The organism is Gemmatimonadota bacterium (assembly GCA_016719105.1).
In the GTDB taxonomy this organism is placed as follows: Bacteria; Gemmatimonadota; Gemmatimonadetes; order Gemmatimonadales; family Gemmatimonadaceae; genus SCN-70-22.
On record JADKAQ010000023.1, the window covers coordinates 90,834 to 110,451 of the forward strand.

The following is a 19,618-nucleotide window of genomic DNA, read 5'->3' on the forward strand; positions in this document are numbered from 1 at the left end:
GGGAATGGCCGGACGCCCGACGCCCGGTGGTCGAGGACCACCGGGCGTCGGCATAACGAGAGCGGCGAGTTCGGGTGTCGCGTGCAAGCCGGGGCTACGGTTGCACCTGTCCCACTCGCCACGCGGTCGAGACGATCGTGCCGTCCGCGCGCGGCGGTGTGGCACCCCCGCCGGTCCATCCCGTCGCCGCGACGTTCCACGAGACGAGCGTTCCGGGCTGCAGCCCCCAGATGTTCTGCCAGCCGGCGAAGGTGGAGAAGATGGGCATCGTGACATCGAGGTCGGTGGCGCTCCCCAGGTAGCCTGCGGACACCGTGAGTGTCACCTGTCGCGGCGCCGCGCCGCCCTGCGAGAAGGTGGCGAGGTACCGATGGTTGTACTCGGCCTGGCGCACCAGCAGGAGCCGCAGTCGCGCGTACGCGGCACCGCTGGCGACCGAGACGTCGGGCGTGCCTAACGCACTCCCGAGCGTGAGGGTCGGGTCCTGCGGGTCGGCGAGCCATGCGGTGACGCTGCGTGACGCGATGGTCGAACCAGCGGACTGCTCCAGCGCGGTCGCCCCCAGGACGTGCAGGTCGCCGTTGCGCCGATTGAAGGTCGGTACCCGTGGATACGGACGCGTCGCAGCCGTGCCGGCCGGGTCGAACGCCAGTTCGGCGAACGAGTTGGCGAGGGTGAAGTAGCCGGTGGTGAGGGTGACGGGCTCGCCGTTGCCGTTGACCACCGTGACGTTGCGCGACTCCGGTTGCACCGTCTCGGGGCCATCGAAGTTGAGGGTGTCGAGCGCGACGCCGTCGGCGAGGTTGAGCCCGCGCCGCAGGATGAGACCCGACGAGGTGCCGGTCGTGGCGTTGAGGCGCGAGGCGACCAGGTCGAGCGCGCCCGCGGGGACGCCCGTGAGGGTGAAGCTCGTGTTGGGTGCCACGACCGAGGTCAGCGCGCCTCCGAACGAGACGGCGCTACGGAAGGCCGGCGCCACGCCCACGACGGTCCCTGGAATGGACTTGGGGGTGCCGCCCACGTTGCAGCTGGCGCCCAGGGCCGTGAGCTCGGCGGCGGTGCCGTAGGTGAGCGTGAGGTCGAAGTCGTTGGCGGCGTTCTGCGTGACGTAGGCGATGCCGCCGATGGTGGCGACACTGAAGGCGTACGTGTCGTTGGCCAGCGAGCCGAGCGTGCGCCACGCCCCGCCACCGTCCTGCGCTGCGACCCACACCGGGCGTTCGCTCGCGTTGCCGCAGAACTGCCACTGCACGTTGCCGCTGGTGACGGGCTTCTGCGTGAGCGTCCAGTTGAGCTGCGCGGTGGCATCGGGGACGTTGGTTCCCGAGGCGGTGATGAGGAGGGCGTACGATCCGATGGCGGTGGTATCGGGGACGGTGAGCGTGACCACGGCGGTGTCACCCGTGGTGGGCGCAGCGCTCGCGGAGGCACCGCCCGGGACCCCCGCCACGGCCACGCGTACCGTGTCGGTGAAGTTGGAGCGGGCGATGATCACGCGGAACGTCGTGTCGCGTCCCTGCTCGGAGCCCATGCTGCCGGGGACGACCGTGATGGCGATGGCGCCGGCGGGCGCGGCCACCACCGTCAGGCGCAACGTATCGACCTTCTCGGCGCGGTTCGGGGTGTTGCCGCGCACGACGACGGGATAGAGGCCCGGGGCGACGGCACCGCCGATGCTGAGGGTGAGCGCGGTGCTGTCGCCGGTCAGCGTGCTCTGGCCTAACGCGGTGGTGATGCCGGCGGGGAGCGAGTCGATGGTGAGGGTGACGGCGGCGGTGAAGCCGCTATCGCGTGCAAGGCGGACCATCCCCTGTCCGTTCTGTCCCTGGACCACGCTGAGCGAGTCCGGCGTGAGCGAGAGGGCGTAGCTGGCGGCCGCCGCGATGGTGACGGCGATGGTATCGGTCCGCGCGGTGAGGCCGGTGGCCGTCCCGGTGACGAGGGCGCTGAAGGTGGCAGGGGCCGCCGTTGGCGCGACGGCAAAGCGGACGGAGGTCGTGTCGCCCGTGAGCGCGGGGGTGCCGACCGTCGCGGTGACGCCGGCGGGGGCCCCGGTGACGTCGAGCGTTACGGTGCCCGTGAAGCCGCCGGCGCGCATCACCGTGAGGAGCGACGTGGCGGTGTCGCCCTGCGTGATGCGGAGCGTCCGCGGGGTGGCGGCGAGCGAGAAGGCGGGGACCTGCGCGGCGGCGACCGTGATGGTGGCGGTGGCGGTTGCGTCGGTGAGGCCGGTGGCCTTGGCGCGTACGGTGACGGGGTAGTCGCCAGGCGCAACGGTGCCGACCACGGACACGGTGACGGCGCTCGTGGTGGCGGCCGCGGGGATCGTGGCAGGAGCGAAGGCGCCGGTAATGCCGGCCTGTGCGCTTTCGAGGGTGAGGTCGACCGGGCCGGCAAACGGGGCCGTGCGGGCGAGGGTGACGGTGAGCGTTCCGGTCTGTCCCTGGGTGATGGGGAGGCTCGCGGGGGCGACGGTGATGGCGACGCTCCCGGTGGGGGGTGGGGGTGCATTGCCGTCGTCGCCGCACGCGGCCACTGCGAGCGTGGCGAGCACGGCGGGGGTGAGCAGGAGTCGCCGCGACAGCGAGCGCGGCGCCAGCGAGCGGATGCGTGGCGTGACGTACATGGACGGTCCTCCCAAAATGCGGATGGCAGCACGACACCGTGCGGCGGGAGGAATAACGTGCCGGGTGGGCTCGCGTCCTGCGGCGTGGATCACACTAACGAAAAAAAGCCACACTTCCTGACGCTGAGGCTGTTGCGACACGCCCGGGCACGCCACGAAGCGTGATGGTGCGCACGTGCGTTCGTGGCGTCTGTGCCGCAGATGCCTAACGACCTCCACCGCTGGAGCCCGTGGTCGTGGTCGCCTAACGACCGTCGTGCCCGCCGGACGCACGGCCGGGGCCGCCCCCTGGTGGTGCGGCTGCCTAACGGCTGTCGAGACCGCCGCGATGCACACGAGCCCGGCGATGCATGGCATCGCCGGGCTCGTGTGCGCCGTGTGACCCCTGTGGCCGATCGCTGGAGCGCGATCGGCCGTCGCCTGTGGCTCAGACCGGGAAGAGCATCTCCCGGTACTTCGGCAGCGGCCAGAACTCGTCGCCGATGATCAGCTCGAGCGCGTCGCTCGCCGCGCGCACCGCGGCCATGGCGTCGGCCCCCTCGCTGGTGAGCAGCGTGGCGCACGGCGCCAGATCCTCGTGCAACGACTCGGCCTTGTCGATCACCTTGGCCAGTGCCTCACGCTTGGCCTTGAGCTGCTTGGCCAGCGCCCCCACCTCGTTGGCGCGCTCCACCTGCGGGATCTCCTTGATCCCCGCCGCCTTGGCCTGCGCGGCATTCGCCGCCAGCGCGCCCTGGTAGGAGTACGCCGCCGGAAGCACGAGCGTGTCGACCATCTCCTTGAGCGTGTGCAGCTCGATGAGGATGTCCTTCACGTAGCGCTCCATGCGCACATGGTAGCGCGACTCGAGCTCTTCCTTGCTCAGGATCCCCAGCGTGGCGAACAGGTCACGCGAACGCCGCGCCGTCAGCTGTCCCAGCGCCTCGGGGGTGCGGCGCAGGTTGAGCAGGCCGCGCTTGGCCGCTTCGACCACCCAGGCGGCCGAGTAGTTGTTCCCCTCGAACCGCACGTGCTTGGTCTCGCGGAACGTCTTGCGTACCACCTTCATCACCGCATCGTCGATCGACTTGGTGAGCTTCTTCTCCTCCTTGATCTCCGCCGTGATGTCGGCGATGGCCTCGGCCACCGCCGCGTTCACGAGCGTCACCGGGAAGGCGATCGACTGCGACCCGCCCACCGCGCGGAACTCGAACTTGTTCCCCGTGAAGGCGAACGGCGACGTGCGGTTGCGGTCGGTGTTGTCCTTCTCGATCTCGGGGAGCTTGTTCACACCTAACGAGATGAGCTGCTGCTCGGCGCTCTTGGCCGCCACCTTGCCGCTGGCGATCTCCTCGATCACGCGGGTGAGCATGTCGCCCATGAAGACCGAGATGATGGCCGGCGGCGCTTCGTTGGCGCCCAGGCGATGTTCGTTGCCCGACGTCGCAATCCCGGCGCGCAGCAGCCCGGCGTGCTTGTGGACGCCCTTGAGCACCGCCGCCAGGAAGACCAGGAAGCGGATGTTCTGGTGCGGCGTCTTCCCCGGCTTGAGCAGGTTGATCCCGTTCAGCTCGTTCTCCGACGTGATCGCCATCGCCCAGTTGCAGTGCTTCCCCGAGCCGTTGACGCCGGCAAAGGGCTTCTCGTGCACGATGGCCTGCAGCCCGTGGCGCAGCGCCACCCGGCGCAGCACGGACATGACGAGCTGGTTGTGGTCGACCGCGAGGTCGGTCTCTTCATAGAAGGGGGCCATCTCGAACTGGCACGGCGCCACCTCGTTGTGCCGCGTCACGATCGGCACGCCCAGCTTGTACAGCTCGTGCTCCACCTCGGCGATGCATGCCTGGATGCGCTCGGGGATGCCACCGAAGTAGTGGTCCTCGAGCTGCTGCCCACGCGGCGGCGGCGCCCCGATGAGGGTGCGGTTGGACATCACCAGGTCGGGACGCAGCGAGAAGTGCGTGCGGTCGATCAGGAAGTACTCCTGCTCGGGGCCTAACGTGGTGTAGACGCGCTGCACCCCCTTGTCGCCCAGCAGGGCGAGCAGGGCGATCGCCTTCTCGGAGAGGACATCCGACGACCGCAGCAGCGGCGTCATCTCGTCCAGCGCTTCGCCGTTGTAGCCGATGAAGACCGACGGGATGCACAGCGTGCGCACGTTCCCGGACTCGATGATGAAGACCGGCGAGGCCGGGTTCCACGCCGTGTAGCCGCGCGCTTCCCACGTCGCGCGCAGCCCGCCCGACGGGAACGACGAGGCGTCCGGCTCCGACTGGATGAGCTGCGACGCCGAGAACTGCTCGATGACCTGCTGGTTCTCGTCGAAGGTCAGGAAGGCATCGTGCTTCTCGGCCGTGAGCCCGGTCTGCGGCTGGAACCAGTGCGTGAAGTGCGTGGCACCACGCGAGACCGCCCAGTCACGAATGGCCTGAGCCACCGTGGGGGCGATGTCGGCGTCGAGCTTCTTCCCGAGACGGACGGAGGCGCTGAGCTTGGCGAAGACGTCCTTCGGCAGCTTGGAGCGCATCTGCTTCACACCAAAGGTGTTGATGCCGAAGAGCTCCGAGACGCTGGCCTTGTCGCCAGACGGCGAGGGCGCCGACTTGGCGCCGCGAGCCGCAATCGCCTGGAGCGCAGAGCGGCGAGCGCTGTGGTTCGAGCTGGACATGAGGGTCGGTCGGGACGGAGGTGGGACGGCGGAACGACGGGATGTACCGATGGCGGCGATCGGGCGAAATCCGTGCCGGTCGGTAAAGATGTAAGGCCAAACGTGCAAATACTGCACGCTTTGTAACGCAGTGTGCTCGAAATTAAGCGTCTGCCGTGGGCTCAATGCAACTTGTCGTGCGAAAAACGCACGAAAGAACGAGCAGCGGCAACCGGGCGAGCTCCCCCGACCTACATCCCGAAAATCGTGCGGACCCGATCTCCCAACGCTTTGGGAGTAAAGGGTTTAGGCAGGAACGCCGCACCACGCGGCAATCGCACGGCCTCGCCGGCAGCCATCGCCGAAGCACCGGACGAGAAGAGCACGCGCGCGTCGGGACGCGCCGCTACGAGGCAGGCAGCCAACTCCACCCCGCTCAGCCCCGGCATCATCACGTCGGTCACCAGGAGGTCGGCGACCGACGGATCGCGCGAGACCAGCATCAGCGCCTCATCGGCATCGGACGCCTCCGATACGCGATACCCCTCGCGGCGCAGCGTTCGCGCGGCGACACGACGAACCGTCTCCTCGTCATCGACCACCAACACGGAACGTGTCGAGGCGGGCGAGTCGATGCGCTGCGCCGGTCTGCTGGACAGCGTCGGGAGGAGAAGGGAGAAGGTGGTGCCGAGGCCGGGTTGGCTCTCGCAGAGGACGTACCCTCCCATCTGCGTGGTCGAGCCGAAGACGTGCGACAGCCCGAGCCCCTCGCGCCCGCGCGTCGAAAAGAGCGGCTCGAAGCAGCGCTCGCGCGTGATCGCGTCCATCCCGACGCCGGAGTCGCGGACCTCGACGCAGGCGTAGCGCCCGGGGCGCACGACGGCGTGCACCGCCCGACGTGGGGTGAGGTACTCCGCGCCGCTGGTGCAGATGCGAAGCTCACCGCCGGCGGGCATGGCATCGCGTGCGTTGCGCGCGAGATGCAGGATCGAGGCTTCGAGTTGCGACAGGTCGATGATGGACTGCCCGGCGTCGGTGGCGAGGTCGAGCACGACGCGCACCTGATCGCCGACAATCCGATGGAGGGTGGCCTCGAGCGCCGCGATCGCACGCGAGAGGTCGGTGCGCTGCGGAGACGTCGTTCGCGCAGTCGACGACCGCGCGAGCTCCCGCGTGAGGACGGCGGCGCGCTCGGCGGCGCGACGAATGGTGTCGATGTCGCCGCGCGCCACGTCGCGCGGGGCGAGCTCGCCGGCGATCAGCTCCGCGGATCCCGAGATGGCGGTGAGCAGTTCGGAAAATTCATGCGACAGGGCGATGGCGACACGGCCGACGCGCTCCAGCGCCCGCGCATCGCGCAGCGACGCCTCGAGCGCACGCCGTGGCGTGAGGTCCTGCAGCTGCGCCCATCGCCACCCGGGAGGGGCACCGGCGTCCATCGATCGAATGGTGATAGAGACCGCCGTCCGTTCGTCGCCGTCCAGCGCTCCCTCCGTCGACCAGCTCCCCCCGCTCCCCACGGCGCCGTCGAGGACGATCCGCTCGCGGGTGGCCGCATCGACGAGGGCGAGGAACTCCCCCCCGTCGCGGGCGACGCCGCTGCGCTCCAGCAAACGAATCGCACTTCGGTTTCCCCACTGCAGTCGCCACCACTCATCAACGACGAAGACGGCGTCCGCGAGCGATTCGGCGATGGCGCGAAAGGCGGTGTCTGTGGGGTAGGAGGATTCGGGCATCTCTGGGCAAACGCGCGGAGGGGGCGTGGCGCAACACGGTGACCTGCAGCGCCTTCCCGGCGTGACCGCGGGTGCGAGGGGACCGTCCAGCGACGGCCGCGACCGAGGGGCCCGCCCCACACGCCATCATCGCTCGTTAGGACGGAACCGCTCGCCACACCCATTACCTTCCTCCCATGTCGCCGGACGTCTCGCCGGGCGCGCCCTCCGCCTCGTGGGGGCGGCGCATCCTCCTGATCGTGGTCGCGCTGCTGGCGCTGGTCGCCGTCGCCAAACTCACGGCGATGGCGCGCGACTTCCTGGCGGGAACGGGGGGCGGGGTGACCGCGGTGGGACCGAACGACCTGCCACCGATCCCGTCGCTCCCCTCGAGCGCCACGGTGACGCTCCCCGATTCGTTCGCTGGGCGAAGCGGTGCACTGCGATTTCGCGTGCTGAGCGCTGCCGAGGCGCTGGCGGTCCCGGGCTTCGTGGCGACCTACGGGGAACGGGCGCTGCACGCCCCTGCGGTGCACATGACCACGCGCCCCGAGGACTCGTCGGCCTTTGCCCTCATCGTGCTCCGTCCGTTCGGGGCCAAGAAAGGCGACATCCTCAATGGCTATCGCTTGGGGCGCTGGCCGGCCGAGCGGTGGATCATGGCGCGCAACTACTTCAATCCCGACGGCTTCGTCGAGGTCACGCCAGCCAACGTGAACTTGCAGCTGTCGGCACACTTCACGCTGGGCGACTTCCTGACGCACGACCAGCGCACCGTCTGGCCCAAGTACGTCGTGCTCGAGGAGAAGCTCATCGACAAGCTGGAGCTGGTGCTGGCCGACCTGGAGGCGCATGGCATTCCGGCGGGGCAGGTGAAGGTGCTCTCGGGGTTCCGGGCGCCGTACTACAACGACCGTGGGGTGGGGGAGGGGATGGCGCGCGCGAGCCGTCACCAGTTCGGCGATGCCGCCGACCTCGTCGTCGATGACGACGGCAACGGACGCATGGACGACCTCAATCGCGATGGCGTCCTGGATGTGCGCGACACCGCCCCCATCTCGGCCGCGATCGCGCGGGTGGAGAAGGCGCACCCCGAACTGGCGGGAGGGCTGGGGACATACCAGGCGACGGGGCCGAGCGGTCCGTTTGCGCACGTGGATGTGCGCGGCACGAGTGCACGCTGGGAAAGCGGGTGGTGGAAGCGTCGTCGGTGAGGCGAGCGGCGCGGGCAACCGCACGCACCGCACGCGAACCGCACGCGAACCGCACGCGAGCCGCACGCGAGCCGCACGTGAGCAGCATTGGAGCCGCATCGGCGCGAGACCCTGAACCGCGGCACGAGCGGCCGATCGCGGCTGGCGCCGCGCGAGCGGTGCGGTAGGATGTAGCCACGCCAGCGTCGTCCGAGATTCGCCCGCCGTGCGGCTGGCCCTCGCCCCACCCTCCTCACGCACTCATGCCTGCCATCACGCTCGCGCTGCAGCTCCTCGCGATCACGCACGTCACGCTGATCGACCCCGATGTCTCGGCCGTGCGCCGCGACATGACGATCGTGGTGCGTGGGTCGCACGTCGAGGCGGTCGGCGCGAGTGCGACGACCGCCGTGCCTGCCGGGGCGCGAGTGATCGAGGGGCGCGGCAAGTACGTGATTCCCGGGATGTGGGACATGCACGTCCACGCCGACGCCAGCGGTGGGCGCGCGCTGCTGCCGCTGTTCGTCGCCGCCGGCGTCACCGGGGTGCGCGACATGAATGGCTCCCTGTCACGGCTGCGTGGGTGGCAGCGCGAGATCGCGGCCGGGACGCTCGTCGGGCCACGCCTGGTCATCTCCGGTCCGTACATCATCGGGCGCGACCTCCCGCCTGCGCTCGGGATGCCGTACCTGCGCGCGAGCGACGAGGCCAGCGCGACGCGGGGCGTCGACTCGCTGGTGGCGTTAGGCGTGGACTTCGTGAAGGTGCACGGCTTCCTCACGCCGACGGCGTACTTCGCCGCCGCCCGCGCGGCGCGACGCAAGGGCATCACCTTTGCCGGACACGTCACGCTGCCGGTGACGCCGCTCCAGGCATCGGACTCGGGGCAGCGCTCGCTCGAGCATCTCTACGCCTTCCTGAATGAGTGCACGCCCGCCGACTCGGCGGTGATCGCCCGCGGGATCGCGTTGCAGCGCTACGTGATGGGGGAGTGCACGTCGGTGTCGCAGCAAGCGATGTACGCCAGGCTGGCGCGCAACCGCACGTGGGTGACGCCCACGCTCACGGTGCAGCGCATGCTGTCGGAGATGCGCGTCCCGATCGTCCCGGGCGACAGCACCGCGCAGTTCTACGGCGACTCGTTGATGCTGCGGTTGGCGATGGAGATGGAGCTGCCGCCCACGCCGCCCCCGGGCTCGGTGGCCGCGGGTGAGGCGTTGTTCGCGCGGCGCATGGCGCTGGTCGGGGCGCTGCATCGCGCCGGCGTCCCGATCCTCGGCGGAACTGACGCACCGCTGGCGGTCGGCGGCCCGGGTGCGGGGATCGTCGGCGAGCTGGAGCTGCTGGTGCAGTCGGGACTCACCCCCCGTGAGGCGTTGCGCACCGTCACCACCGAACCGGCGCGTTACCTCGCCGCCGATTCGCTCGGCACGGTGGCGCGCGGGAAGGTGGCCGACCTGGTCGTGCTCGATGCCGACCCGCTGGTGCAGGTGACGAACCTGCGCCGCATCCACGCGGTCGTGGCCAACGGTCGTGTGTTCGATGCCGCGGCGCGCGAGGCCCTGTTCCAGGCGGCGCGGCGCGCGGCGCGTCCGGCGGGTCGTTGACGGCACGCGCCCGCCGCTGATGCGAGTCGCCCTCTTCGCGCCCTGCTTCGTCGATCAGCTTGTTCCATCCGCGGCGATCGCCGCGGTGCGCGTGCTCGAACGACTCGGCGTGGAGGTCGCACTGCCCGGTGGCGCGGCGTGTTGCGGGCAACCCCCCGCCAACGCGGGGTTCGCCGCCGCCGGCGAGCCGGCGCTCGATCGATTCGTGCAGACGTTCGCACCGTACGATTACGTCGTCGTCCTGTCCGGCAGCTGCACGGTGCACGTGAAGGGCCACGCCGCGGCGCTCGGTCCCGCGGGAGCCCGCGTGGCGGCGCGCACCATCGAGTTCTGCACCTTCCTGCACGACATCGTTGGCCTTGCGGCGGTGCGTGCGCTCGGCGCCAGCTGTCGCGAGCGGGTCGCGGTGCACGTGGGCTGTCACGCGTTGCGCGGGCTCGACCTCGCGACGCCGAGCGAGCTGCAGCGCCCGGCGGTGGACAAGGTGCGCGCCTTGCTCGAGACCGTCGACGGCCTCTCCTTCGCGACGCTGGGCCGCCGCGATGAGTGTTGCGGCTTTGGCGGGAGCTTCAGCGTGAGTGAGCCCGCGGTCTCCACGCGCATGGGGCGAGATCGGCTGCACGACATGCGCACGCACGGCGCGACGGCGATCGTCTCCACGGACGTCTCGTGCGTGTTGCACCTGCAGGGGATCGATCGTGCGTCGGGCGGTGCGCTCCCCATGTGGCACGTGGCGGAGGTGCTGGCCCGCCGTGGGGCGACCGACGACGCCACGACTGCGCCATGACGCCGACCCACACGGAGCATCGCCGGCTCCCCATTTTCGACGCCAACGGCGCCGTGGACCACGCCGCGGGGGCCGCGCTGTTCAACGCCGACGTCGAGCGCACCGGGTGGCACGACGGCGCGCTCTGGTTCGTGCGCGAGAAGCGCGACCGTGCCGCCGCCACCGTCCCCGAGTGGGAGGCGCTGCGCGACCTCGCGTCGGCCATCAAGACGCACACGCTGTCGCGGCTGGACGAGTATCTCGCGCTGTTCGAGCGGCGGGCCACCGCGCGCGGGATCACGGTGCACTGGGCGCGTGACGCCGCCGAGCATAACGAGATCGTGCACGGGATCCTGGCGGCGCGCGGGGCGCGGCGCATGGTCAAGAGCAAGTCCATGCTGACCGAGGAGTGCGGGCTCAACGACTACCTGGCCGCGCGCGGGATCGAGGTCGTCGACACCGACCTGGGCGAGCGCATCGTGCAGCTGCGGCACGAGCCGCCGAGCCACATCGTGATGCCGGCCATCCACCTGAAGAAGGAGGAGATCGGCGAGACCTTCCACGAGCACCTGGGGACGCCGGCGGGGCTCGCCGATCCCGATGTGCTCACCGCGGCGGCCCGCGTGCACCTGCGCGAGCGCTTCCTGGGGGCGGACGCGGCGCTCACCGGGGTGAACTTCGGGATCGCGGAGACCGGTGGGATCGTCGTGATCACGAATGAAGGGAACGCCGACCTCGGAACGGCGCTGGCGCCGGTGCACATCGCCTCGATGGGGATCGAGAAGCTCGTGCCGCGCGCCGCGGACCTCGGCGTCTTCCTGCGATTGCTGGCACGGAGCGCCACCGGGCAGGCGAGCAGCGTGTACGCCTCGCACATGCACGCACCACGGCCCGGGCAGGCGATGCACGTGGTGCTGGTCGACAACGGGCGCAGCACGCAGTTGGGGCGCGCCGACTTCTGGGGATCGCTCAAGTGCATTCGGTGCGCGGCCTGCATCAACACGTGCCCGGTGTACCGGCGTTCCGGCGGGTACAGCTACGGCTCGACCGTTCCCGGTCCCATCGGGTCGGTGCTCACGCCGGGGCTCGACCTCGCGAAGTACGCCGCGCTCCCGTTTGCCAGCACGCTGTGCGGATCGTGCAGTGCGGTCTGCCCGGTCAAGGTCGACCTCGACGCGCAGCTCTATCGGTGGCGCCAGCAGGTGGTGGCGGCCGGGCACGTATCGCCGGCCAAGGGGTGGTTCATGCGACGACTGGGCGGGATGCTCGCCGATCCCGAGCTGTTGCAACTGGCGGGATCGGCCGCGCGCGTGGCGTTGCGTGTGCTGCCGTCGGCCCTAGCGCGTCGCCTGGCCGGGGGGTGGGGGGCGACGCGGGCACTGCCGGAGGCGCCGCGTGGCAGCTTCCGCGAGTGGCGCCGTGCCAACCGCCCCGGCGAGCCATGAGCGCCCGCGACGACATCCTGCGCGCGGTGCGGGCGGCGCGCGGGGCGACCTTCGCCGGGGGCGAGCCGCCGCCGCTCCCCGCGCTGCCCGCTGCCCCGCGCGTGTGGGGGGAGGCGGCCGTGGGGTTGGTGGAGCAGTTCACGGCGGCGGCGTTGGCGGCCGCGTCGAACGTGGTGCGCATCACGCGCGCGGCACTGCCACAGGTGATCGAGGCGACGGCCGGAGTGACACCGTCAGCTGCATCGGGGCGTGTGGGCGATGATCTGCGCGTGCTGTCGATGGTGGCGGCGATCCCGGGGACGGTCGCACTCCCCGACGACCCGCACGCGCTGGCGCAGCTCGACCTCTTCGTTTGCGAAGGGGTGATCGGCGTGGCGGAGAACGGCGCGATCTGGCTGCCCGCCTCACAGCTCGGGGAGCGCGCGGCACTCGTGCTCGCCACCGAGGTGATCGTCGTTCTGGCGCGCTCCGCGATCGTCCCCACCATGCACGCGGCGTACGCCGCGGTCGACGTGAGTGCCGAGGCGTTCGGCGTCTTCCTCGCCGGGCCGTCGAAAACGGCCGACATCGAGCAGTCGTTGGTGATCGGCGCACACGGCGCCAAGGGGCTCACGGTCTGCCTGGTCGACGACTGAGTCGACGACCGAGCGAACGACCGAGCGATCGACCGAGCGAACGACCGAACCAACGACCGAGCTGACGACTGAGCCAACGACGCCGTCGTCCTGCCGGTGGTGTGCGCGGCGCCTTACAACAGGGCCTTGAGCCGATCCAGGTCGACGTTCCCGCCGCAGACAATCGGGACGACCGTTGCATCTGGCGACAGCCGCAGCCGCTCGGTGAGCAGCGGGACGAGGGCGGCGGCGCCTGCCGCTTCGGGGAGGAGCTTGCAGCGCTCCATCAGCACCTTCATGGCGTCGACGATCTCCTCGTCAGGCACCACGAACCATTCGTCGACAAAGGCCTGGCAGTGCGCGAGGTTGCGCGTCCCGGCAAAGGGGGCGGCGAGCCCATCGGCGATCGTGGTGAGCACCGGCAAACGCTGCGGCGAGCCGGCCGCGAGCGAGCGCGTCATGACGTCGCCGCCCGTGGGTTCGACACCAATCACGCGCACGGATGGGCGCAGCTGCTTGATGGCGGCGGCCACGCCGGAGATGAGGCCACCTCCCCCGCAGGCGACGATGACGACGCCCACGTCGGGGACCTGCGCGAGGATCTCGAGCCCCACCGTCCCCTGGCCGGCGATCACGCGCGGGTCGTCGAACGGATGAATGAGCGTGAGTCCGCGCTCGCGTTGCAGCTCAAGGGCGGTCGCCAGGAGGTCGCCCGACGTCTGGATCACGTCGCCGCCGTAGCCCTTGGTCGCCGCCACCTTGGACGGCACCGCGGTTGCCGGCATGACGATGGTCGCGTGCACGCCGAACTGCGCGGCTCCCCACGCCAGGGCCTGCGCGTGGTTCCCGGCCGACAGCGAGATCACGCCGCGCCCTCGCTCGTCAGGCGTGAGCTGCCGCAGCGTGTTGATCACGCCACGCACCTTGAACGATCCGGTCTTCTGGAAGAGTTCGAGCTTGAGCACCACGCGCGCCCCCGCTCGGCTCCCCAGGTAGGTCGACGTCGAGACCGGGGTGAGGTGCACGTAGGGGGCGATGGCCCCTTGAGCCTCGCGAATGGCGTCGAGCGTGACGAGCGACGCGGCCGGTGGGCCCGAGGCGGGGGATGGGGAGGGGGAGGTCATGCCGCGAATCTACGCGGCGCTACGGCCTGAAGAAGACGTCGGCCGTGATGGTCTTGTCGCTCGTCAGGCGCACGCCCACGCCCACGAGCGCGGCGATGGGAATCAGAGGACCAGGAGGGGGAGGGGGAGCGCGTGGCGTACATCTCGGTCACCTGCCGCAAGAGTCAACGCGCGGAAACGTATGTTGTCAGGTGCCTCGGGCCGAGACACGGGTCGGAGGCAGGGGTCCGAGACACCCGTTCGGGCAATGCGCGGCCTCGCGGCTTTCCGCCCCGACGGGTGGAGCGATGGCAGGGCGCGACCAAGTCGGGGGGCGGGCAACGCGCCGCATCCCATGACCTGACGGGAGCTTGCCGCGTCTTCACCTTGAGGACCGGGAGGCGCCCCCCTAGCTTCTCCCCTCCATGGCGCCGTAGCCAAGTGGTAAGGCAGCGGTCTGCAAAACCGCTATTCGCCGGTTCGATTCCGGCCGGCGCCTCTCTCGTTCTCCGCGCGTCTCGTGGCCTCGCCACGGGACGCGCGCTGGTTTGTGGGCGCCGCCGCGCCTCGTCGCCAATGCGGCCACCATGGCCAGCGGGGCGGTCGAGGCGAGCTGCGTGGTCGAGGTGGAGCCGACCCGGACGTCGCTAGCTTCCCCGCATGTCGCACGCCCTTACCCTCCGCGCAGGTCCCGACGCCCTCCGCCTCGTACGAGAGCGCGGATTGCGGGCGCAGGACATCGACATTCTCCCCGGGGCATCCGGGGGGGCCAAGTGGCTCGCCCTGGCGGGGCTCGATCGCTACTTGTTCGGGACGCTGCTGGCCGAACCGCGGACCCGTCCGCTCCACCTGATCGGATCGTCCATCGGCAGCTGGCGCATGGCCTGCCTCGCGCAGCGCGATCCGGTGGCGGCGCTCGCGCGCGGGCATCATGCCTACATCTACGAACAGCGCTACAGTCCCAAGCCGTCGACGGCCGAGGTGACGCGCGTCCTCAACCGGGCGCTCGACCTCATCCTCGGTCCCACTGGGGTCGACGAGATCCTGACGCATCCCTGGGCGCGCGTGCACATCATCACCGCCGAGGGGCGCGGGCTCGCGGCCAGCGAACGGCGCTTGCTGCTGACGGCGGGGATCGCGCTCGCGGCGGCGGGGAACCTCGTCAGCCGCAAGTCGCTGGCGCTGCAGATGCGGCGGTTCATCTTCCACACGGCTGGCGATGCGACCCCCTTTCGCACCCTGTCCGACCTCCCGACGGAGCACCGGGCGCTGACGCGCGAGAACCTGCGCGCCGCGTTGCTCGCGTCCGGGTCGATCCCGCTCCTGATGGATGCCGTGAAGATTCCCGGCACGCCGCGTGGGGTGCACTGGGACGGCGGCGTGCTCGACTACCATCTGGACCTCGACTTTGGTCCGGGCGAGGGGCTCGTGCTCTACCCGCACTTCTACAGCCACGTCGTCCCGGGGTGGTTCGACAAGTCGCTGACGTGGCGACGCGCTCGCGGCGACAACTTTCGCCGCGCCCTGCTCATCGCCCCGTCCGACGACTTCGTGCGCACGCTCCCGCGCGGCAAGATCCCCGACCGGAAGGACTTCTACGCCATGGACGAGGCGACGCGCCTGCGCACGTGGCAGCGCGTGGTGGACGAGAGCGTCCGCCTGGGCGACGAGCTCGCCGAGTTGCAGGTGACGGGCCGCCTCGCCGGTCGACTCGAGCCGTGGTGACCCAGCGGGCGCCACTCCGCGCGATAGGCGAACGGCGCCGTCAGGCGCCGTTCGACCGTCCGCCTGGAGTCTCCCGGCTGCCTAACGCTTGACCTTCACTCCCGCCAGCTGCCCCAGCGCCCCCAACGTGGTCTGCGCGGCGTTGAGTCCCAGCCGGAAGTCCTTGTCGCTGAAGGTGGCATAGGTGTCGGTCGGCTGGTGCCAGTGCGGGTTCCAGCCGTTGCCGGTGTGCGCCCCGCGCTCGTTCTCCCGCAGCGAGATGGCCGGGATGAGGTCCTGGAACGGCCCGGAGTCGGTGTTGGTCATGTGCGGCCCGACGGTGGCCGGGTAGTCGGTCGCGTACTTCTCGTTGGCGGCGTGGAACAGCCAGGCCAGCTCCGCCGACTGCTTCGCCATCTTCGAGTTGGACTGGAACTCGACGTTGACGTCGGCTTCGGGGCGCTGCTCGGGATTGAGCGTGCCGTCGGCGCGCGGCATCCCGTGGTCCCACAGCATCATGTCGTGCTGGATCATCCCCAGCCACTTGGGCTCGGGGTACTTCCCCGAACCCGCCGGCTCCTCCTTCCCCTGCAGCGCCTGACGCTGGGCGACGTACGCGCGCGCCCCGTTGAGCCCCGTCTCCTCGTTGTTCCAGAGGGCGAAGCGAATCGTGCGCTCGGTGGTGACGCCGGGCATGGAGAAGATGCGCGCCAACTCCATCACGAGTGCGGTCCCCGAGCCGTCGTCGTTGGCGGCCTCGCCCCAGCCGATCCCGTCCATGTGCGCGCCCACGATGTACATCTCGTCGGGACGCGTGCTCCCCACCTTGGTGCAGTAGACGTTTTGTCTCGCCCCCGGCGTGCTCGCCTCGGCGTTGAGCGCCCGCAGGCGCGGGTCGGGCTGCGCGAGCGAATCGGTATTGACCCCCGTGCGCGCCCGGTTGCCGCGCAGGCGTGATCCACCCGCCCCCACCCTCGGCGCCCCTCCCGGTCGCTGCCCCGCTCCCGCCACGGCCGGCCGCGGCTGCGCCGGCGGCGGATTGAATTCGTACGTGAGCCGCTCGGGGCTACAGCCGTAGCTCTTGAGCTGGGCCTCGATCCAATCGAGGGCCTGCCGATTGCGCGCGGTCCCCTGGCGCCGGTCGCCGAACGCCGTGAGTCCCTTGATGGTGGCCTTGTAACGCTCGAGATCGAGCTGGCCGACCAGCGTGGCGATGGGATCGGCGGAGTCGGCCGGGGCGGGCTGCTGCGCGGCGACTGGAGTGCTGGAGGCGGAGGCGACGGCGAGCAGCGCCGACGTGGTGACGAAGCGGGCGAGGCGCATCAGGGGGCGGAGCAGGAGGGAGAGCAAGGACCCGGTCGACTACGAGGGAGAGGGGCAGAGCGCTGACGGCGCAGCGACGTGACGGAAGCTGCGCGCGTGAACGTCGCGGCGTGAGCACCGCGCGCCACACCGCGGCTACCCCGCGGCTACCCCGCGGCTACCGCGCGGCTACCCCGCGCGCGTCACCGTCGCGGAAGCGGCGTGTTGCTCCCGAAGCTCGCGTAGGCCAGCAGGAGCCCAGGGACGATGAAGACCGCGTAGAAGGGATTGCCGCCACTGACCGCCATCGCCCCCGCGCCGAAGGCGACGTAGATGACGGCGATGATGCGAAGCGGGGCGAGCGAGTGCGCCTCGCCCTTCGCGACGCGACTCAGCATCCAGAGTGCCGTCGCCCCGAAGGCCAGCATGCAGACGCCGCCGAAGACCCACCCGATCCCCAAGCCGAGCACGAGGTCGGCGGGCGCGTTCGTCTCGGCAAGGCGCCCACGCATGACCGGCCAGCCCAGGACCGAGTGCGCGCCGCTGCTCGCGGTGATGACGATGGCGGCGACGAAGCCGGCGATGATGCGAAGCTTGGTCATGCAGAGGGCACGGGAGGTGGGAGGGGGCGCGCGCGGTGGTGGGGGCCGACGCCAGCGCCGGCACTACGCTACCGCACAACACGGCGAGAGCAAGTCCCCCGCTCGCGCCGTGCCGCGCCCGCCGTCCCGCGGGCCGGTGCCTAACGCACGTTCAGCGTCATCACCACCTGCCGCGTGATCCCGCCGCTCGTCCCCCGCAGAATCAGGACGTGCGGCCCGGGCGTGATATTCGGGCTGGCGTAAACGTCGACCTGCACGCCGTTCCCGGTGGTGCTCGCCGGGGAGAAGTTGACGGCGTAGTTCCCCGGATTGTCGGTGATGGCCGTGAGCGAGACGGCGCCGGTAAAGCCGCCACTGCGCACGATATCGAGCGCGAGAGGGGTGAACACCCCCCGCGTGATCACGAGGTCGCTCGGCGTTGGAGCGAGTGCGAAGTCGGGGGTGGTGGCGGCGACGACATTCACCGTCGCCACGGCGGTGGGCGGCGAGGCGCCCAGGGCGACCGAGACCACCACCGGCCAGTTGCCAACCAATCCCCCCAGTACCTGCAGCGTGGCGGTGTCGCCCGTCGTGAAGTTGGGGGTGATCCACGCCCTGCCCCCCGGTGGGAACGTGGCCACGCGCAACTCGACGCGCGTCCCCACCGCCACGCCGGTCCTCGTCAGGCGCACGGGAATCGCGACCAGGCCGCCCGAGGCGATCGTGACCGTGGGGGTGAGAAGCTGGATCGCGATGCTGCTCGTGGGGGGGGCCGGCACCACCAGCGTGAGCGGCGCGGTTCGCGTGAGCGAGCCCGCGGTGCCGCGCACGGTGAGCGGATAGCTCCCCGGCGACGCGGAGGCGCCGACGGCCAGCGTCACGGTGCTCGTGGAGCCCGTGGCGCTCGCCGGATTGGCTGCGGCCGTCACCCCGGCGGGGAGTCCCACGACGTCGAGCGTCACGGCACCGGGATTCCCCGTTCGTTGCAGGGTGACGGTGGCCTGTCCGCTCGCCCCCGGCGCCACGCTGAGCGAGGCGGGCGCCACCGACATCGAGAAGTCGGCGGGGGTCGCGACGGTGAGCGTGACGGTGGCCTGCCTGACGAGTGCCCCGGCGGTCCCGGTCACCACGATGGGGTAGCTCCCGTCTGGCGTCGACGCGCTGGTCCCGACCGTCAGCTGTGCGGTCGTCCCCGTGACGCTGCTCGGGGTGAAGGTGGCCGTCGCCCCTGCGGGCAGTCCCGACGCGGCGAGTGCAATGTTCCCGAGCCCGGGCGCCGAGCGCGTGAGGGTGAGGTCGAACGAGCTGCTTCCGCCAGGCGCAACCGTCGCAGCGGCCGGCGTGGCCAGCATGCTGAAGTCTGGCGGAACCGGCGCCGCCACCACGTTCAGCACCCAGTTGACCGTGTCGGCGCTCTCGCCGGAGGTGGCCAGGGTGCGCACCAGGTAGCGCCCGGTCGTCGCGTTGGCAGGGACATCGAGCCGCAATAGCGTGCTGGAGGCCGACGTGGTCGAGGGCGTGAAGACGACCCCTGTGCCGGCGGGGACGGTTGCCGCATCGACCGAGAAGGTCACCCCACCAACAAACCCCGTGGCGCGCGTGAGCCCGATCGCGACGTCGCTCCCGCTCCCCACGGTCACGCTCTGCGAGTTGGGGCTCAGGAGCCGAAACGGACGTAGCACTTCGCCGGTGACCGGCGTGCGGCCGACGGCGGCTGCGCTTCCGCCAATTCCGGTGGCCACGACGTCGAAGGTGAAGAGGCCGGGGGCCGCCTTGGGGGTGGCCCCCAGCGTCAGCGTCGAGGTGCCGTTGCCGGTGACCGTCGGGGGATTGAAGTCGGCGAGTACACCGGATGGGAGCGCCCCACCGAGGGAGAGCGCCGCCCCCGCGGGGCCCCCGGCGACGGTGATCGCGATCGTTGCCGTCACGACGGCGCCCGGGAGCACGTCGATCCGGGCGGGCGTGGCCGCCACCGTCACACTCGGCGCGACCGTGATCTGCTGCTCCGTTTTCGCGTCACAGCCACCTGGGGAGAAGATGCAGAAAAGGAAGCAGCCGTTCGACGACAGTGCGATGACGGCGATGGCGGCGCTGCGCGCCACGCGACGAACGAGGGACATGCGAAATGCTCCTGACGGCGACTGGGATATGGCGGGCGTGCCGGCGCCTCGCCGAGGCTCCACCTTCGCTACACGTCGCAAAGGCGGCGGGCGTCTCACTCGTCCGGTGCCGGCGTCACGACTCCGGGGCATCCGGATCGAAGGACTGCGGCGCGCTCGAACGTCTGCGCGACCAGGACTGGCGGCCCCATCGGAGCAGCGGTTGTGTCGACGGGC

13 protein-coding genes and 1 tRNA gene are annotated in these 19,618 nt (G+C 70.7%); 7 read left to right on the top strand and 7 right to left on the bottom strand.

Annotated features, from left to right (window positions below; genetic code table 11):
* Window positions 1-94: 94 nt before the first annotated feature.
* The 3 genes from IPN47_20875 to IPN47_20885 form a co-directional block, all read right to left on the bottom strand.
* Window positions 95-2,626, bottom strand: a complete 2,532-nt coding sequence (locus tag IPN47_20875) for a hypothetical protein (protein ID MBK9410452.1) — start codon at window positions 2,624-2,626, stop codon at window positions 95-97.
* Window positions 2,627-3,053: 427 nt separating this feature from the next.
* A complete protein-coding gene (locus IPN47_20880) occupies window positions 3,054-5,273 on the bottom strand; it encodes a glutamine synthetase III (protein ID MBK9410453.1) in 2,220 nt (739 codons plus the stop codon).
* A gap of 230 nt (window positions 5,274-5,503) precedes the next feature.
* Window positions 5,504-6,988, bottom strand: coding sequence for a response regulator (locus tag IPN47_20885; protein MBK9410454.1), 1,485 nt, complete (start codon window positions 6,986-6,988; stop codon window positions 5,504-5,506).
* Between the two features lie 176 nt (window positions 6,989-7,164).
* Here IPN47_20885 and IPN47_20890 point away from each other — a divergent pair, with 176 nt between their 5' ends.
* From IPN47_20890 to IPN47_20910, 5 genes are all read left to right on the top strand, one after another.
* Window positions 7,165-8,181 (top strand): hypothetical protein, encoded by a 1,017-nt coding sequence (locus tag IPN47_20890; protein ID MBK9410455.1) that lies wholly within the window; start codon window positions 7,165-7,167, stop codon window positions 8,179-8,181.
* 242 nt (window positions 8,182-8,423) lie between these two features.
* Window positions 8,424-9,767 carry an amidohydrolase family protein gene (locus tag IPN47_20895; GenBank protein MBK9410456.1) on the top strand — a complete coding sequence of 448 codons (1,344 nt, stop codon included), beginning with the start codon at window positions 8,424-8,426 and terminating at the stop codon, window positions 9,765-9,767.
* Window positions 9,768-9,786: 19 nt separating this feature from the next.
* The gene (locus tag IPN47_20900) at window positions 9,787-10,554 is read left to right on the top strand and encodes a (Fe-S)-binding protein (GenBank protein MBK9410457.1); all 768 of its coding nucleotides are present in this window, start codon (window positions 9,787-9,789) and stop codon (window positions 10,552-10,554) included.
* Window positions 10,551-11,978 (top strand): lactate utilization protein, encoded by a 1,428-nt coding sequence (locus IPN47_20905; protein MBK9410458.1) that lies wholly within the window; start codon window positions 10,551-10,553, stop codon window positions 11,976-11,978. The genes IPN47_20900 and IPN47_20905 overlap by 4 nt, the downstream gene beginning before the upstream one ends.
* Window positions 11,975-12,613 (top strand): LUD domain-containing protein, encoded by a 639-nt coding sequence (locus IPN47_20910; protein ID MBK9410459.1) that lies wholly within the window; start codon window positions 11,975-11,977, stop codon window positions 12,611-12,613. Before IPN47_20905 ends, IPN47_20910 begins: the two co-directional genes overlap by 4 nt.
* A 113-nt stretch (window positions 12,614-12,726) precedes the next feature.
* On the opposite strand, the gene IPN47_20915 is transcribed toward IPN47_20910, so the two are convergent.
* Complete coding sequence (locus IPN47_20915; protein ID MBK9410460.1) at window positions 12,727-13,716, bottom strand: threonine/serine dehydratase; 990 nt, start codon at window positions 13,714-13,716, stop codon at window positions 12,727-12,729.
* Between the two features lie 406 nt (window positions 13,717-14,122).
* Between IPN47_20915 and IPN47_20920 the strand changes: the two genes are divergently transcribed.
* Both IPN47_20920 and IPN47_20925 read left to right on the top strand, forming a co-directional pair.
* A tRNA-Cys gene (locus tag IPN47_20920) sits at window positions 14,123-14,194 on the top strand.
* 161 nt (window positions 14,195-14,355) lie between these two features.
* The gene (locus IPN47_20925) at window positions 14,356-15,420 is read left to right on the top strand and encodes a patatin-like phospholipase family protein (protein MBK9410461.1); all 1,065 of its coding nucleotides are present in this window, start codon (window positions 14,356-14,358) and stop codon (window positions 15,418-15,420) included.
* 81 nt (window positions 15,421-15,501) lie between these two features.
* Here IPN47_20925 and IPN47_20930 read toward each other — a convergent pair whose 3' ends face one another.
* From IPN47_20930 to IPN47_20940, 3 genes are all read right to left on the bottom strand, one after another.
* The gene (locus tag IPN47_20930) at window positions 15,502-16,722 is read right to left on the bottom strand and encodes a M20/M25/M40 family metallo-hydrolase (protein MBK9410462.1); all 1,221 of its coding nucleotides are present in this window, start codon (window positions 16,720-16,722) and stop codon (window positions 15,502-15,504) included.
* 182 nt (window positions 16,723-16,904) lie between these two features.
* The gene (locus IPN47_20935; protein ID MBK9410463.1) at window positions 16,905-17,303 is read right to left on the bottom strand and encodes a hypothetical protein; all 399 of its coding nucleotides are present in this window, start codon (window positions 17,301-17,303) and stop codon (window positions 16,905-16,907) included.
* A gap of 140 nt (window positions 17,304-17,443) precedes the next feature.
* A complete protein-coding gene (locus IPN47_20940; GenBank protein ID MBK9410464.1) occupies window positions 17,444-19,402 on the bottom strand; it encodes a hypothetical protein in 1,959 nt (652 codons plus the stop codon).
* Window positions 19,403-19,618: the final 216 nt, after the last annotated feature.

Bases quoted from the DNA above. Each gene is read 5' to 3' on its own strand.
- IPN47_20915 (MBK9410460.1), bottom strand. From the start codon at position 13,716: ATGACCTCCCCCTCCCCATCCCCCGCCTCGGGCCCACCGGCCGCGTCG.
- IPN47_20930 (MBK9410462.1), bottom strand. From the start codon at position 16,722: ATGCGCCTCGCCCGCTTCGTCACCACGTCGGCGCTGCTCGCCGTCGCC.
- IPN47_20935 (MBK9410463.1), bottom strand. From the start codon at position 17,303: ATGACCAAGCTTCGCATCATCGCCGGCTTCGTCGCCGCCATCGTCATC.
- IPN47_20880 (MBK9410453.1), bottom strand. From the start codon at position 5,273: ATGTCCAGCTCGAACCACAGCGCTCGCCGCTCTGCGCTCCAGGCGATT.
- IPN47_20940 (MBK9410464.1), bottom strand. From the start codon at position 19,402: ATGTCCCTCGTTCGTCGCGTGGCGCGCAGCGCCGCCATCGCCGTCATC.
- IPN47_20875 (MBK9410452.1), bottom strand. From the start codon at position 2,626: ATGTACGTCACGCCACGCATCCGCTCGCTGGCGCCGCGCTCGCTGTCG.
- IPN47_20900 (MBK9410457.1), top strand. From the start codon at position 9,787: ATGCGAGTCGCCCTCTTCGCGCCCTGCTTCGTCGATCAGCTTGTTCCA.
- IPN47_20885 (MBK9410454.1), bottom strand. From the start codon at position 6,988: ATGCCCGAATCCTCCTACCCCACAGACACCGCCTTTCGCGCCATCGCC.
- IPN47_20905 (MBK9410458.1), top strand. From the start codon at position 10,551: ATGACGCCGACCCACACGGAGCATCGCCGGCTCCCCATTTTCGACGCC.
- IPN47_20895 (MBK9410456.1), top strand. From the start codon at position 8,424: ATGCCTGCCATCACGCTCGCGCTGCAGCTCCTCGCGATCACGCACGTC.
- IPN47_20890 (MBK9410455.1), top strand. From the start codon at position 7,165: ATGTCGCCGGACGTCTCGCCGGGCGCGCCCTCCGCCTCGTGGGGGCGG.
- IPN47_20925 (MBK9410461.1), top strand. From the start codon at position 14,356: ATGTCGCACGCCCTTACCCTCCGCGCAGGTCCCGACGCCCTCCGCCTC.
- IPN47_20910 (MBK9410459.1), top strand. From the start codon at position 11,975: ATGAGCGCCCGCGACGACATCCTGCGCGCGGTGCGGGCGGCGCGCGGG.